The organism is Flavobacterium sp., from assembly GCF_017985075.1.
Classification (GTDB): Bacteria; Bacteroidota; Bacteroidia; order Flavobacteriales; family Flavobacteriaceae; genus Flavobacterium.
On the sequence record NZ_JAGNYF010000050.1, the window covers coordinates 1 to 13,853 of the forward strand.

Annotated in this window: 13 protein-coding genes and 1 pseudogene; 4 read left to right on the top strand and 10 right to left on the bottom strand. The window is 31.5% G+C overall.

Annotated elements, in window-relative coordinates; translation table 11 throughout:
* A pseudogene (locus tag KA468_RS08750) lies at positions 1–599 on the top strand (UDP-N-acetylglucosamine 1-carboxyvinyltransferase); the annotation flags it as partial.
* 240 nt (positions 600–839) lie between these two features.
* Here KA468_RS08750 and KA468_RS08755 read toward each other — a convergent pair.
* From KA468_RS08755 to KA468_RS08775, 5 genes are all read right to left on the bottom strand, one after another.
* Entirely contained in the window at positions 840–1,250 is a 411-nt protein-coding gene (locus tag KA468_RS08755; protein ID WP_291242565.1) for a hypothetical protein, read from the bottom strand.
* 163 nt (positions 1,251–1,413) lie between these two features.
* Entirely contained in the window at positions 1,414–1,962 is a 549-nt protein-coding gene (locus KA468_RS08760; RefSeq protein WP_291242566.1) for a hypothetical protein, read from the bottom strand.
* Between the two features lie 114 nt (positions 1,963–2,076).
* Complete coding sequence (locus KA468_RS08765; protein ID WP_291242567.1) at positions 2,077–3,876, bottom strand: chloride channel protein; 1,800 nt, start codon at positions 3,874–3,876, stop codon at positions 2,077–2,079.
* Positions 3,877–3,955: 79 nt separating this feature from the next.
* A complete protein-coding gene (locus tag KA468_RS08770) occupies positions 3,956–4,624 on the bottom strand; it encodes a DNA alkylation repair protein (RefSeq protein WP_291242568.1) in 669 nt (222 codons plus the stop codon).
* Positions 4,602–5,210, bottom strand: a complete 609-nt coding sequence (locus KA468_RS08775) for an acyl carrier protein phosphodiesterase (RefSeq protein WP_291242569.1) — start codon at positions 5,208–5,210, stop codon at positions 4,602–4,604. Before KA468_RS08775 ends, KA468_RS08770 begins: the two co-directional genes overlap by 23 nt.
* Before the next feature lie 203 nt (positions 5,211–5,413).
* On the opposite strand from KA468_RS08775, the gene glmM reads away from it, so the two are divergent.
* Entirely contained in the window at positions 5,414–6,808 is a 1,395-nt protein-coding gene (glmM, locus tag KA468_RS08780; RefSeq protein ID WP_291242570.1) for a phosphoglucosamine mutase, read from the top strand.
* Between the two features lie 125 nt (positions 6,809–6,933).
* Here glmM and KA468_RS08785 read toward each other — a convergent pair whose 3' ends face one another.
* From KA468_RS08785 to truA, 4 genes are all read right to left on the bottom strand, one after another.
* Positions 6,934–7,557, bottom strand: a complete 624-nt coding sequence (locus KA468_RS08785) for a hypothetical protein (RefSeq protein ID WP_291242571.1) — start codon at positions 7,555–7,557, stop codon at positions 6,934–6,936.
* Positions 7,558–7,665: 108 nt separating this feature from the next.
* On the bottom strand, positions 7,666–9,054 hold the full coding sequence (gene lpdA / locus KA468_RS08790) for a dihydrolipoyl dehydrogenase (RefSeq protein WP_291242572.1): 1,389 nt from the start codon (positions 9,052–9,054) through the stop codon (positions 7,666–7,668).
* Between the two features lie 162 nt (positions 9,055–9,216).
* Positions 9,217–11,043, bottom strand: coding sequence for an ABC transporter ATP-binding protein (locus KA468_RS08795; RefSeq protein ID WP_291242573.1), 1,827 nt, complete (start codon positions 11,041–11,043; stop codon positions 9,217–9,219).
* Positions 11,044–11,065: 22 nt separating this feature from the next.
* Positions 11,066–11,800, bottom strand: a complete 735-nt coding sequence (gene truA / locus KA468_RS08800; RefSeq protein ID WP_291242574.1) for a tRNA pseudouridine(38-40) synthase TruA — start codon at positions 11,798–11,800, stop codon at positions 11,066–11,068.
* Between the two features lie 148 nt (positions 11,801–11,948).
* On the opposite strand from truA, the gene KA468_RS08805 reads away from it, so the two are divergent.
* Positions 11,949–12,443 carry a metallophosphoesterase family protein gene (locus KA468_RS08805; protein ID WP_291242575.1) on the top strand — a complete coding sequence of 165 codons (495 nt, stop codon included), beginning with the start codon at positions 11,949–11,951 and terminating at the stop codon, positions 12,441–12,443.
* Positions 12,444–12,645: 202 nt separating this feature from the next.
* Here KA468_RS08805 and KA468_RS08810 read toward each other — a convergent pair whose 3' ends face one another.
* On the bottom strand, positions 12,646–13,056 hold the full coding sequence (locus tag KA468_RS08810; RefSeq protein WP_291242576.1) for a DUF4293 domain-containing protein: 411 nt from the start codon (positions 13,054–13,056) through the stop codon (positions 12,646–12,648).
* Positions 13,057–13,239: 183 nt separating this feature from the next.
* Here KA468_RS08810 and KA468_RS08815 point away from each other — a divergent pair.
* Positions 13,240–13,853: Rho termination factor N-terminal domain-containing protein (locus tag KA468_RS08815; protein WP_291242577.1), on the top strand; the 614-nt coding region annotated here is incomplete at its 3' end.

Consider the following 13,853-nt stretch of genomic DNA (forward strand, 5'->3'; position numbering starts at 1 on the left):
CAGATATGATTGAAATTGGCTCTTGGATTGGCTTAGCGGCTATGACAAAAAGTGAAATTACAATTAAAGATGTAAGTTGGGATAACTTAGGACAAATTCCGAATGTATTTAGAAAACTTGGAATTACGTTAGAACAAAAAGGAGACGACATTTATATTCCTGCTCACAAAGACGGGTACGAAATTAAAACCGATATTGACGGGTCTATATTAACGGTTTCGGATGCGCCTTGGCCAGGATTTACACCTGATTTACTAAGTATTATTTTAGTAGTCGCTACACAAGCAAAAGGAGACGTGTTAATTCATCAAAAAATGTTTGAAAGCCGTTTGTTCTTTGTGGATAAATTAATAGATATGGGTGCGAAAATTATGTTATGCGACCCACACAGAGCTGTGGTTATGGGACATAATTTCGAATCGCAATTGAAAGCTACTGTAATGAGTTCTCCAGATATTAGAGCCGGGATTTCGTTATTAATTGCGGCACTTTCTGCAAAAGGAACCAGTACCATCCAAAATATCGAACAAATTGATAGAGGTTACGAAAGAATAGATGAACGATTACGAGCACTTGGTGCAAATATTGTTAGAGTATAAATTAAAAAAGCGACATCACTGTCGCTTTTTTTATTGTTTATTTTTAGAGGTTTTGTTCGGGTTTTGTTCGGGTTTTGTTCGGAGTCGCTTCGGTAAAAACACCTATTTACCGAACAAGTACCGAAGGAATACCGAAGAAATGTATGTTTAGTGAGGGGTTTTAATTGCGAAATTTAAACGTTAATTTATTAAGAAATTCGCAATTGCTTGATAGGGCCGTTAGCAGCAGTGTTGTATTTTCTACTCAAACGCTTCTTTAGAATAAATTGCCATTTCAATTCCGAGAGATAATTTTCCAGCCAAAACAATAAGTTCTTTTGGTAAATGGTCATTTTGATTAACTATATTTTCATCTAATCGAGAATATATTGGGAAATCTAAATAAGCATCACTTATTTTATGTGTAGATAAAAGGATTTCTAATTCTTTAAAATGCTTTTCCAAAAAAAGAATTGTGTCTTCTATTTGACCTTTCAAATCGTCCCATTCTCTGTCTGATACATTAAACGATATTCCATAATCTTCACGAACAATTTTCTTAATCTCATTTTTGTAGTCGCCTTTTTCATAAGTGCTATAAACAAAAATGTTTGTTGTTGTCGCAAACGATTTAAAAGAATTATCATCACTATATACTTTTAATACACACATCTAATTATATTATTTTGTTCTATTTCACAGCTTTCGTCCAAACATTGCTGCTAGCGTTCTCGCGCTACAAGTAGTTTGGGACTAAATTAAGCCCATTATTCGCATTTGCCAAATCTTCCTTATACCAAACCAATTTCAAAATAAGCCTAGCTTGTAGCGTTTGTTAACGGTAGTTTTTCTTTTCAAAAACTTTTACATATCCAATTGAATCCCATTTGGCATTTCCTTTATCTAATCTAAAACTTTCTACAGTCATAAATAAAGTATCTTTAAACGTCGGGTTCTTCAAATATATAATTCCATTTTCTCCAATTGAATCTAGGTCTTTTAAATTTGTAAAATTATATACAACTAAATTATGATTAGTTCTTTCTGTGTGGGAAATTTGGAATGGAAAGTTTGTTTTATCTAATTTAAAATCGGTTTCGTTGGCACTAAAATAGCCAAATTTATATCCTTTTTCAATAAAAATATTCAAAGAGTCAACATTGGCTGAGTCCGATTTAACATTATAAATAAAATTTAATTTTTTAACAAAAGCTCCTCTTGTTTTCGATTCTTGAATATCGCCCCAAGAGTTTCGTCTAATTTTTTCTTTTTCATAACCGTGATAACCAATAAACCAATTTAAAAATGGTAATATTAAAAAGTAAGCAATTACAATTACCGCTATAATTTTAAAGATTTTTTTTAAATTTCTATTAACTTCCATTTATTTTTAGGTTTTGCAGGCGAATTAGCACTAACTTGTATTATATATCTAACAAACTTCAGTTATATTTAAACCAAATATAATAAATTATTTTAATATTCTAGAAAACTTGGTTTACTCAATAACCAATTCTTTCAATTGTTCACGGTATTTTTCTAAAATATCAGCTTTGGATAGGAAACCAATAAATACTTTATCTTGCACTACAGGTAATATGGCTTGGTGGGTGCTTTCAAATTTATTCATTATGCTTTCAATAGGATCTTCAAAATCTACAATGTCTTTTTCTTTTACCGGTTGTAATACTTCGGTAATAGACGTAAATTTTACTTTAAACGCAGAAAATATAATCGGACGAATATCATCTAAATAAATTAAACCCATTAGTTTGTTGTCGTCATTTAAAACAGGAAAAATAACATCGTCTGAAGTGGCTATTTTTTCAATTAACGCTTCTAAAGTTTTAGATTCGGTTACGGGTGTAAAATGATTGTTAATCAGTTTTTTAACATCAATAGATTGTAATATATTTTTGTCTTTATCATCTGTGAAAACGTCGCCTTTATCGGCAAGATTTTTAATGTCAAACGAGTACGGTTCAAAGTGTTTTGAAATAGCAAAACTTATAGAAGACACCAACATTAAAGGCACCATTAAACTATAGCCACCCGTAATTTCGGCAATCAAAAATATCGCAGTCAATGGCGAATGAAACAAACCACTCAACACCCCCGACATTCCTACCAATGTGAAATTACTAATAGGCAAATTTGTAATTTTCAACATATTGAAAAAATACGCTGTTGAAAAGCCTAAATACGAACCTACAAATAGGGAAGGTGCAAAGTTACCACCATTACCACCCGCACCTAAAGTAATTCCGGTAGCAAAAACTTTAAATAATAAAGTTAAGGTAATGAAACCAAAAATAATCCATTTGTTGGAATCAAATTTTTCTACAAGGGTATTTTCTAATAATTTTTCAGGCTGGTTGGCCGCTAAGAGTTTTATACCTTCGTATCCTTCACCAAATAAACTGGGAAATATAAAAATTAAGATTCCTAAAATTAAGGCCCCAAACAAGGCTTTTCGGTAGGTGTTTTTACTTCGTGTAGCGAAAAAATGTTCCACTTTTCTGAAGTTTCTGGCGTAATGAATGGAAACAAATCCAGATAAAATTCCTAAAATAATATAAAAAGGAATGTTTTTAGAATCAAAATCTTGTATCGATTTGAAACTAAATAACGCATCTTCATTTAATAATAACATCGAAACAATGGATCCGGTTGCAGCACTAATTATTAAAGGCGTAAAAGCCGTAATACTAATTTCTGCTAAAACTACTTCAATAGCAAACAAAACGCCTGCAATTGGCGCGTTAAAGGCAGCAGCAATTCCGGCAGCGACACCACAGGCTAAAAGTAAGGTTCTGTCTTTATAACTTAATCGGTATTTTAAAGCATAATTACTTCCAAAAGCTGCACCAGTAATGGTAATTGGCGACTCCAATCCTGCGCTTCCACCCATACCCACAGTTAACGAACTGGTAATAATTTGGGCATACATTTGCTTACCAGGCATTACGCTGCGCTTTTTGGCAACCGCATACATAATTTGAGACGTTCCTTTTTGGATGTTTCCGTTTAAGAAATTTTTAATTACAAAAACCGTTAGTAAAATTCCAATAATAGGTAAGGTACTTTTACTGTAAGGTAAATGTAGTTTTGTGTTTAGATATTGTGAAAATATAAATACGTTGTGGGCAAATGTTTTTAATACAATTACCGCCAAAGCCGCTGATAATCCTACTAAAACACTTGAAATGTATAAAAACTGACGCGGTTCTAAAACCGACTTCAGTTTAGAAAAATAGTTTTCAAAAAAATGCGCTATTTTTTGTATTCGCTTTAACACAAGTGTTTTTTATTTAGAATGGCTAAAATACGCTAATTTTTTAAAATAGTTGGCACTTTTTTACGCTGAAAATTCCAAATTATATGATTTTTCTTATCGCTTCTTTTTTGCTTAAAGGTTTTAAATTGGTGCTGTTTACATAATTTAAAACCGCTGTTGGATTTACAGAACCGTATTCGCGTAATGCCCAACCAATAGCTTTTTGAATGAAAAATTCAGTAGACTGTTTGTGTTTTTCACATTCGGAACATAATAACTCAAAATTTGTATTTTTCTTATAGCCCAATTGAAAAATAATTGCCGTTCGGTTGAGCCACATATTATCAGCATTGGAAAATGCTTCGATAATTTCATATTTTTTTTCTGGAAACGTATCTAAATAGCCACCCACAGCGTATTTTGCTAATGTGTCTACACTGTCCCACCAGGAGTTTGTAGTAATAAGTTTTTCAATTAAAAGTATATCTTCAATTTGATAGTTGTTCTTGATTTCTTTGATGAAAATATCAATGGCAGCGTGATGCATTTCTCGATGTGGAAATTGATACAATTGCCAACAAATGGCTCTAAAATTTGTTTTAATTTCATCTTTATAAATAGAAGTACACTTTTTTAGAATATCACGTCTGGCTTGGGTTTGAATGCCATAAAAAGAAAAATTATTCTTTAAATAATCACTTTGCTTTTTTCCGTAGGCCACATTTTCGTTGGCTTCAAACTGTTGCTTAATTGTAGTAACAAAACTCATTTCTTAATGTATCTAATTCTAATTTAGTTTGATGTTGTAATGCTGTAAAAAACGTTAAAAATTCGTGTTCAATTTCTTTATAAAACGCTTGAATGTCTTCCATCGCAGCGGGCATATTTACTCGGTTTTTAGTGCGATAATCCATTTGAAATAAAATTAATTCTAACCCTTCTAATGATTGATAACACACCAACCAATTGGTTTTTACCATATAAGGTAATGCATTTTGCGTTTTTGGGGTTAAAATTGCATATTCCTTTTGTAGTAGGTTATAAAAATCATCGGCATACTGTTCAAGAGGTATGTCAGAAAATTGCTGCCAGTTTTTTGCTAAAAAATGATCGTAAACAATATCCATTATCACACCCGAATAATGTCCGAATTTCTGATGTAATCGATGTTTGCTTTTTCGATATATTTCGTGTGAATCTGTAAAACTATCAATAAAACGGTGCAGTTTCACCCCAATTTGAATACCTACAGGATACGACTCATATGAATTTCCTTTAATAGCATCGGCCATAAAATTGCCAATTTTAATGAAATTATCTTCATCGGAAAGGTATATGTGTGCGAGATAGTTCAAGTTTGTGGTTGAGTTGTTTGTTTGGGTATTCGGTTAAAAAGAAATATCTGTGTTACAAAAAATGTTAGTTGCGATTTCTTTCGTAAATATATAAAATTCTTTGAATGTTTTATTGTTATCTTATGTTGAAGATTTATCTTTGTATTTTATGCGGGGTTTACTTTTCAACAAATAACCCTTTTAAACTTTATAAACATTAAATAATGACATTAATAAAATCAATTTCAGGAATTAGAGGTACCATTGGTGGGAAAGTAGGCGATAACTTAACGCCTGTTGATGCGGTAAAATTTGCTTCGGCATATGGTACATTTTTAAAAAACACATCTACCGTTACAGATAGAAGACTTAAAGTTGTAATTGGTCGTGATGCGCGTATTTCTGGACCTATGATTCATAATTTAGTGCAAAACACCCTTTTAGGATTAGGAATTGATGTTATCGATTTAGGTCTTTCAACAACACCTACAGTAGAAGTTGCCGTGCCAATGGAACAAGCGGATGGTGGTATTATTTTAACGGCTTCTCACAATCCGAAACAATGGAATGCCTTAAAGTTATTAAATGCCAAAGGCGAATTTTTAAGTGGGGCAGAAGGTGCTAAAATTTTAGAAATTGCTGATGCAGAAGCGTTTGATTTTGTAGATGTTGATAGTTTAGGAGAAGTTACGACTAACGATTCTTATATGGATATTCATATTGATGAAGTATTGGAATTACCTTTAGTAGATGCGGATTTGGTGAAGACTAAGAAATATAAAGTTGTAGTAGATGGTGTCAATTCTTCTGGAGGTATTGTCATTCCTAATTTATTAGAACAAATGGGCGTGGAAGTGGTGAAATTATATTGCGAACCAAACGGACATTTTCCTCACAATCCAGAACCTTTAAAAGAGCATTTAACGGATATATGTAAGCTTGTTTTAGATGAAAAAGCCGATTTTGGAATTGTAGTAGACCCAGATGTAGATCGTTTGGCATTTATTTCAAATGATGGTGAAATGTTTGGAGAAGAATATACGTTAGTGGCTGTTGCCGATTATGTATTGAGTAAAACACCTGGAAATACAGTTTCTAATATGAGCTCGTCTCGTGCATTGCGAGATATTACAGAAAAGCATAATGGAAGTTACCAAGCCAGTGCCGTTGGCGAAGTGAATGTTGTTGAATTAATGAAAAAAACCAACGCCATAATTGGAGGTGAAGGAAATGGCGGAATTATATATCCAGAATTACATTACGGAAGAGATAGTTTGATTGGTGTGGCTTTATTTTTAACGTATTTGGCAGGTCAAGATAAAACGGTTGCCGAATTACGTGCCAGCTATCCGCAATATTATATGAGTAAAAACAAAATTGAATTGACGCCACAAATAGACGTAGATGCCATTTTAGAAGCGTTAACTACGACTTATAAAAACGAGCAAATTAGTACTATAGATGGGGTGAAAATTGATTTTGCTACAGAGTGGGTACATTTAAGAAAATCGAATACAGAACCCATTATCAGAATTTATACAGAAGCACCAACGCAAAATGAAGCCGATGTTTTAGCCGAACGTTTTGTAAAGGAGTTAAAAGTAATTGCTGGGATTTAGTAAAATAAATTAAACCTGACAGGTTTTAAAAACCTGTCAGGTTTAATATAATAAATAAGTTATTTAATTTTTAAAATTTTATCTAAGTAAAAGTCACCACACTCATCTGTAATGATTTTTATTTTTTAATCAATTTTAGTAAATTCTATAAATTCTTCTGAAGTAATTAATTTATTTTCGAAATTAAAAAAAGATATCTCACTTAAAAAATAATTAGGTAAATCTCTTTCTTTATTCCATTCCTCGTATAGAGTTGAGAAAAATAAGTTTGGTAAATGATATGGCATTGTAGTATTAAATTTTAATACATATTTCCCTATTTTAATTTTTTTTCTAAACTTTTCAGAACGTGTACAAATTATTTCATACTTCTCTAAGGTATCCGATGTTTCAAGTTTTATATAATCGTAATATTTAATTTTATATTTATATGGATTTGTGCTTGGTTTTACATTTTTACACTCAACACCAATAAATTCAGCCATTTGAAAATTCTTTTCAGAAATAACTAAGTCCGTAAAAATTCTATCATGTTTTAAAAATTGAAAATTTAAGTTCAAGCTATCCATTTTTGTAATTCTTGCTAAATAACTATTGTCTTTAGAATTAGTTAAATAATATACGGCTTCACTTTTAATAGAATCAATATGGTTTGTATAATTATAATGAAGTAAATAATCAAAACTATATTCAGTTTGACTAAATGAACTATAAGAAATTAGAAGTAGGCAGAGCAGTAACTTTTTCATATTTTTTTCTTGTAAATATAAGAAATTGACATAAAAAAACCGTCAAGTTTTAAACGTGACGGTTTTTTTTATTTAGATGCTGAAACAAGTTCAGCAAGACATATAGGATTAAATATGAATCACTTCATCATAAGCAGCAGCAACTGCTTCCATAACGGCCTCACTCATAGTAGGGTGTGGGTGTACGGTTTTTAATATTTCGTGTCCTGTAGTTTCAAGTTTTCTTGCTACAACTGCTTCTGCAATCATATCAGTAACTCCTGCACCAATCATATGGCATCCTAACCATTCTCCGTATTTGGCATCGAAAATTACTTTTACAAATCCGTCTGTAGTTCCTGCAGCAGTAGCTTTTCCAGATGCTGAGAACGGGAATTTTCCTACTTTAATATCATATCCTTTTTCTTTAGCTGCTTTTTCTGTTAAACCAACTGAAGCAATTTCTGGAGTAGCATAGGTACAACCAGGTATGTTTCCGTAATCTAATGGTTCAACGTGTAAACCTGCAATTTTTTCTACACATAAAATTCCTTCTGCAGACGCCACGTGTGCTAAAGCCTGACCAGGAGTAATATCTCCAATCGCGTAATATCCAGGAACATTAGTTTGATAGAAATCGTTTACTAAAATTTTATCTCTGTCAGTAGCAATTCCTACATCTTCTAAACCAATATTTTCAATATTTGTTTTGATACCAACTGCAGAAAGTAAAATATCAGCCTCTAAAATTTCTTCGCCTTTAGCTGTTTTTACAGTTGCTTTTACGCCTTTTCCTGAAGTGTCTATTTTTTCTACAGATGAGTTTGTCATAATAGAAACACCTGCTTTTTTCATAGAGCGTTCCATTTGTTTTGAAATGTCTTCGTCTTCAACAGGAACAATATTTGGCATAAATTCTACAATAGTAACTTGCGTTCCCATTGCGTTATAAAAATGTGCAAATTCCACACCTATTGCTCCAGAGCCAACAATAATCATAGATTTTGGTTGCGTTGGTAATGTCATTGCTTGTCTGTATCCAATAACTTTTACACCATCTTGTGGTAGGTTTGGTAATTCACGAGAACGTGCACCTGTTGCAATAATAATGTTATCTGCTGAATATTCTGTAACCTTTCCATCAGCGGCAGTGACATCAATTTTCTTTCCTGGTTTTACTTTTCCAAAACCATCAATAACATCAATTTTATTTTTTTTCATTAAAAACTGAACACCTTTGCTCATTCCACCTGCCACATTACGTGAACGGGCAACCACGGCGTTGAAATCTTTATCTACGTTATCTACTTTTAATCCGTAGTCGGCAGCGTGTTTTAAATAATCGAAAACTTGAGCCGATTTTAGTAAGGCTTTTGTTGGAATACACCCCCAATTTAAACATACACCACCTAAATTTTCTTTTTCAATAACGGCAACTTTAAATCCTAATTGAGAGGCTCTAATTGCTGTAACATATCCACCAGGACCACTTCCTAAAACTATAATATCGTATTTCATTTTTTTTGTGTTTTGTATCTTAATTTTCTTGTTGCGAAATTAGTAAATATTTATTTATTTTTTATGTATTTTTTTAGTAAATAGGGAAAAGACATTAGGTATTAGGGAAAAGGTGTAAGGTAAAAGGCATAAGGGAAAAGGCGTAAGGCAAAAGTCTATCTTCTATTCTCTATTTTCTGATTTTTCAAATTGGGCTTCGTATAACTTTTTATAAAATCCGTTTTCAATTTGTAATAATTCTTTATGTTTTCCTTTTTCTACAATTATTCCTTTATCCATTACTAAAATCGTATCCGCATTTACAATAGTTGCCAAACGATGTGCAATAATAATAGACGTTCTTCCGTGTGTTAAGGTTTGGGTTGCTTTTTGTATTAATTCTTCAGAATGAGAATCTATTGATGAAGTGGCTTCATCTAAAATGAGTATACTTGGATTGCTAATATACGCTCGTAAAAAAGCAATTAATTGACGCTGTCCAGACGATAACATTACGCCACGTTCTTTTACATCATAATCGTATTCGTTTGGTAACGACATTAAGAAATCGTGAATGCCAATTTTTTTAGCCGCTTCATAAACTTGTTCACGTTGAATGGAAGTGTTGAATAAGGTGATGTTATTGTAAATGGAATCTGCAAATAAAAATACATCTTGTAATACCATTGCAATTTCATTTCTTAAGCTATCAAGCGTATATTCATTAATGTTAATGTTGTCAATTAAAATTTTTCCAGAATCGATTTCGTAAAAACGATTTAGCAAATTAATAATTGTTGTTTTACCAGCACCAGTGGCTCCAACAATAGCAATTGTTTCACCAGCTTTTACTTCTAAATGTATGCCTTTTAAAATTTCTTCATCTTTTAAATAACCAAATCGCACATTATCAAAAAGTATGTTTCCTTTAAATGTATCCGCATCAATTGTTCCGTTGTCTTGCACTTCTGAATTCGATTCTAAAATTTCAAAAACTCGGTCAGCTGCCACAATTCCCATTTGCATCACATTAAATTTATCAGCAATTTGGCGTAACGGCGTGTATAGCATAGCAATATACATATTAAAAGAAATAAGTTGTCCTACGCTGGTATTGGTGTCGCCATTTATAATAAATATAGCACCAAAATATACAACTAATCCTAATGTAATACTGGAAACAATATCGGCAATTGGAAAGAAAATACTATTGTATAAAATGTTTTTTAACCAAGCTTTGTTGTGTTTGTGATTGATTTCCTTAAATTTTTCTAATTCAATTTTTTCACGATTGAATAATTGTACGATTTTCATTCCAGTTAATCGTTCTTGAATGAATGTGTTTAAGTTGGCCACTTCATTTCGTACTTCGTTAAAAGCGACTTTCATTTTTTTATTAAAAATATTCGTGGCGATTAGAATTACTGGCATAATTAACAATACAATACAAGTAATTTTCCAATTGATTACTAACATAAAAATCAGTACGATTAGCATTTTTAAGACATCGCTAATAATCATAAACAAACCTTGACTAAATATACTTGCAATGTTTTCAATATCCGATACACAACGCGTAATTAACTTTCCAACAGGTTCGTTATCGTAATATTTAATTTTGAAACTGGCTAAATGTGCAAATAATTTTTCTCGAATGACTTTTACAATATCTTGACCAAGCCAGCTGGAAGTGAATACAAAAAAGTATTGCGCTACAACTTCTAATAAAAGAATGATAAACATAATGGCTACTAATACTTTTATATTGTATGTAGCATTTCCTTCGAGTAATATATTACTAATTAGGTTTAAAAAATAATCCTGAATAACATTGGTTTCTTTACTGGCATTTACAAAATATTTATCAATTGTAATATTTAACAATAAAGGTCGTAAGCCCGCAACAATGGCCAAAAATATTGCCCAAAAAGCAACTGAAAAAAGTTTGCTTTTAAAAGGAATGGCATATTGCATTAATTTTTTAAAAGAGGATGATTTTAAAACGCTCATTTGGCTTATAGTTTTTTGAAGGCTAAATATACGGATATTTTACTTTTGTTAAATACAATCCGTGTGCAGGGACAGAAAAACCAGCATTATTTCGGTTTTTGCTTTCAATAATAGTTCTAAAATCGGATAAAGATGTTTTATGAATACCTACATTTATTAAAGTTCCTACTATGGCTCTTACCATATTTCGTAAAAATCGATCTGCGGTAATGGTAAAAATAATTTGATTTCCGTTTTGTTGCCAATGTGCTTCTGATATTTTACAATTAAAGGTCTTCACATCGGTATGAATTTTAGAAAAACATTCAAAATCAATATATTCAAATAGAATTTTGCAGGCTTCATTCATCAAATTTAAATCTAAATTATGATGTACTTTCCAACTGCCATCAGCATTAAAAACGTCTTTAAATGTAGTAATGTAATATTCGTATGTTCTACTCGTGGCATCAAATCGAGCATGCGCATCAGGTTGCACTTCAATAATATTAAAAATGGCAATATCTTTTGGTAAAAAAGAATTTAGTTTTTGAATGGTAGTAGGAATATCAAATTCAATTTCTGTATCAAAATGGGCGAACATTTGCTTGGCATGCACCCCAGAATCGGTTCGTCCTGCACCAACAATTTCAATTTTATCACGAAGTACTAAAGATAAGGAGGTATCTAAAGTTTCTTGTATTGAAATGGCATTCGGTTGTATTTGAAACCCAAAATATTTTTTTCCGTTATATGCAAATTCAATGAAGTATCTCAATTATATTTAAGTTTCTAAGTTTCTGAGTTGCAAAGTTACTAAGAATTTGAATTATTATATTCAATGTTTTCTTAAAAATAAACAATAAACTATATTTTTTTGTCAACTTTGCAACTTAGTTACTCTGTAACATAGAAACTCTTATTAAATGAAAAAAATATTACTCCTTTCTGACACGCACAGTCATATTGACGATACGATTTTAAAATATGTAAAATTAGCTGATGAAGTATGGCACGCTGGAGATATTGGCGATTTAAAAGTTACGGATACCATCAAAAAGCTAAAACCTTTACGAGCAGTTTTTGGAAATATTGACAATCATGAAGCCCGTTTGGAGTTTCCATTAAATAATCGATTTATATGTGAAGGTGTGGATGTATTGATTACCCACATTGGAGGGTATCCCGGAAAATATAGTCCTGCTATTCGAGAGGAAATTACTCAAAATCCACCAAAGTTATTTATTTGCGGTCATTCACATATTTTAAAAGTTATGTTCGATAAAAAACTCAATTGTTTGTATATGAATCCAGGTGCAGCAGGTATTTCAGGATTTCATCAAAAAAGAACGATGCTACGATTTGAAATTGATGGCGATAAGATTCAGAGTTTAGAGGTTATTGAAATAGGAGATAAGTAGCTTCGAGAGCCTCAGCTACCAGGATATTAATTTACGGTTACCAAGTTATTTATTCAAAACTACTACATTGTTGGCTGAGGCACTCGAAGCCAACAATAAATAAGTAATCTGAGTCACTCGAAACAAAACTCATATAAAACGAAAATCCGCTTGGATTTCTCAAAACGGATTTTCTACGCACTAATAAGCTAAGATGATAGGTTTATCGTATTCTGTCCACAGATTTTACGAGATCTTCGTCCCTTTTAATTGCTTTGTTAGCCAAAGCAAGAAAAACGATAGAAAAAATTGGTAGAAGCATCCCAATACCCTTCTCAGAAACTTTCGCTTCTCCAGATAGACTTAGTGAATGATATACTAATAATCCTATTATAATAAAGTTTAATATCATATTCAGTCTGTTTAACACAAACTGGTTTTGTCTTTTCTTGAAACTAAAAATACTTAGAACTGCTAAAATTGCAGAAATCAAAAACAATCCTATATATATTGTATTGGAATTCGCGTATACGTCTAATTTACTTTCAGTTGTCCAAATTTTAATAAAAAAAGGAAGCACACCTGAAATCAGCATACACAGTAACAAATATATCGTTTGAATTCTTTGTAACATTTTTAATTTTTATAAGAACAAAAATAAGTTTTCTTTTTTTAAAAAACTATTGTTTTATAATAAAATATTCGTATTATTGCATCAAATAATCGTAAGTACTTCATATACGATACTTTAAAAAAGCAAAAAAATCTCATCACAGTTTTTTTATTAAATTAAGATTAAAAAAATCAATCAACATTTATGTTTGACACATCTACACTAAAAGGGATGAAACTCCTTGATTTGCAAGAAATTGCCAAAGTAGCTAATATTCAAAAATTCAAAACTTTAAAAAAAGACGAATTAATTACTCAAATATTAGATTTACAAAATACCTCTGAAGCACAGCCTCCAGTTTCTAAGCCAGTTAAAAAATCAACTCCTGTATCTAAAGTTACTGAAGAAGCAGTTGAGGAAACAAACACTAACGAAACTTCAGATAATGAAGCAAAAACACAACGAGCTCGAATAAAAAAAGTGGTTGTAAAGCCTACAAATAAAGAGAAAGAAGCTGCTTCTTTTGATTTAGATGCAGAAAAAAAATCTGAATCGTACAGCCAACAACCTAAAGAAGTCGTTGAAAACAATTCAGAAAATACAACTGAAGAAATAAAATCTGAAACTACAGAGCAAGAAAAAAACAATACCAATCCCAATTTCAAAAAGAACAACAATCCGAAGTTTGCTAAAAACAACGGAAATAAAAACTTTAGAGAATCGGATTTTGAATTTGATGGAATCATTGAAAGTGAAGGCGTTTTAGAAATGATGCCAGACGGATATGGTTTCTTACGTTCTTCGGATTATAATTATTT